Origin of the sequence: Pseudomonas sp. K5002 (genome assembly GCF_013386655.1) — a bacterium.
In the GTDB taxonomy this organism is placed as follows: Bacteria; Pseudomonadota; Gammaproteobacteria; order Pseudomonadales; family Pseudomonadaceae; genus Aquipseudomonas.
In genome coordinates this window covers 1-2461 of sequence record NZ_JACARK010000775.1, presented here as the reverse complement: position 1 = coordinate 2461, position 2461 = coordinate 1, and the positions used below count along the sequence as shown (strand labels likewise).

The following is a 2461-nucleotide window of genomic DNA, read 5'->3' as shown; positions in this document are numbered from 1 at the left end:
AGGTGCAGCGCCGGGTCAGCGCCGCCATCGCGGCAGTGGAACGTGGGGCCAAACTGACCTCGCAACTGCTGGCCTTCGCCCGTCGCCAGCCATTGTCACCGGCGGTGTACAACCCGCTGCGCATCTATGAAGGCCTGGGCGAGCTGCTGCAGCGGGCGCTGGGAGAAACCATCCACATTGATGTGCAACTGCCCCAGGATCCATGGTGCATTAACGTCGACCGCAACCAACTGGAAAACGCACTGCTCAACCTGGCGATCAACGCCCGGGATGCCATGAAAGGCGAGGGCGTGATTCGGATCACCGGCGAAAACATTATTCTCAACCCTCCGGATTGCGCCGGTAAAAGCATCAACCCCGGTGAATATGTGCGCCTGGCCGTCGCCGACAGCGGCGCCGGCATGTCACCAACGATTCTGGCACGGGCCTTCGAACCGTTTTTCACCACCAAGCCGAATGGCCACGGTACCGGCCTGGGCCTGAGCATGGTGTTCGGGTTCGTGCGCCAAAGTGGCGGGCATGTTGAGGTCGAGAGCGTGGAGGGCAGCGGCACCGTGGTGCAGATGTATTTCCCGCGCAACCTGGGAGAGCCGGAAAATCACGATACGCCTGTCGAGCTCACACAATACAGCGGCGGCCATGAGACGATCCTGGTGGTTGAGGACAACGAAGGCGTACGCGCGGCCGCGGTGGAATTGCTCGAACAATCCGGCTACACCGTGCTCACCGCCGAAGACGGCGACCGGGCCATGCTGATGCTCCAGGCCGGCCTGCAACCGGACCTGATCTTCACCGACGTGGTGATGCCGGGCCGGGTCAAAAGCACCGACCTGGCCGAGTGGGCGCGCAGGCAAGTGCCGGCGATAGCGGTGCTGTTTACCTCCGGGCATACCCGCGACATTCTTTCCAGCAACCACCTGCTGGGCAACGACATTCACCTGCTGAGCAAACCCTATGGCCCGGATGACTTGGCGCAACGGGTGCGCTCGGTACTGACCTCCCGAATGATGTGACGAATGAAGATCCAGCCAGCAACACCAAACCACTGTGGGAGCCGGGCTTGCCCGCGATNNCATCGCGGGCAAGCCCGGCTCCCACAGTTGATCTTCACTGCCTTGAACACACCGATAAGGTTACCCATGACTTCCCAGCGCAACCTGCGACCAGACACCTCACTCACCTCCCAACGCCCTGGCTTCGTGCGGGTGCGGGGTGCACGGGAACACAACCTGCGCAACGTCGACGTGGACATCCCCCGCGACGCCCTGGTGGTGTTCACCGGCGTGTCAGGCTCCGGCAAGTCCTCGCTGGCATTCTCCACCGTCTACGCCGAAGCCCAGCGCCGCTACTTCGAATCCGTGGCGCCCTACGCCCGCCGCCTGATCGACCAGGTCGGCGTACCGGACGTCGACGCCATCGAAGGCCTGCCGCCCGCCGTGGCCCTGCAACAACAGCGCGGCACACCCAGCACACGTTCATCAGTGGGCAGCGTCACCACCTTGTCCAGCCTGATCCGCATGCTTTACTCCCGCGCCGGCAGTTACCCGGCGGGGCAACCGATGCTGTACGCCGAAGACTTTTCCCCCAACCTGCCCCAGGGCGCCTGCCCGCAATGCCACGGCCTGGGCCGCGTGTACGAAGTGACCGAAGCCCTGATGGTGCCCGATCCTTCCCTCACCATCCGCCAACGCGCCGTGGCGTCCTGGCCGTTGGCGTGGCAAGGCCAGAACCAGCGCGACATCCTCGTCACCCTCGGCTACGACGTCGACATCCCGTGGCGCGACCTGCCGAAAAAGCAGCGCGACTGGATCCTCTTCACCGAAGAAACCCCCACCGTCCCGGTGTACGCCGGCTTCACACCGGCCCAAACCCGCGACGCCCTCAAACGCAAACTCGAGCCCAGCTACCAGGGCACCTTCACTGGCGCCCGCCGCTATATCCTGCACACCTTCACCCACTCCCAAAGCGCCCTGATGAAAAAGCGCGTGTCGCAGTTCATGCAAGGCAGCCCATGCCCGCTGTGCGAAGGCAAACGCCTGAACAAGGCCGCGCTGTCGGTGAAATTTGCCGGCGTGGACATTGGCGAGCTGTCGCAAATGTCCTTGCTGCAACTTGCCGAACTGCTGCGCCCGGTGGCTGAAGGGCAGGGCGATAAAAAGCTCTCCGTGGAAAAACGCCTGGCCGCCCAACGCATCGCCCAGGACCTGCTCGAACGCGTCAGCACCCTGACCGACCTCGGTCTGGGCTACCTGGCCCTGGAACGCAGCACACCGACCCTGTCCTCCGGCGAACTGCAACGCCTGCGCCTGGCCACCCAACTGGGTTCGCAGTTGTTCGGCGTGATCTACGTACTCGACGAACCTTCCGCCGGCCTGCATCCCGCTGACGGCGAAGCCCTGTTCGCCGCCCTCGACCGCCTGAAGGCCGCCGGCAACTCATTGTTCGTGGTGGAACACGACCT

At 64.0% G+C, this 2461-nt stretch carries 1 protein-coding gene and 1 pseudogene; both read left to right on the top strand.

Annotated features, from left to right (window positions below):
* The coding region (locus tag HX846_RS28270) for an ATP-binding protein (RefSeq protein WP_178966554.1) at positions 1–1013 on the top strand (1013 nt) is incomplete at its 5' end.
* Positions 1014–1139: 126 nt separating this feature from the next.
* Positions 1140–2461 (top strand): annotated as a pseudogene (locus HX846_RS28265) (excinuclease ABC subunit A); the annotation flags it as partial.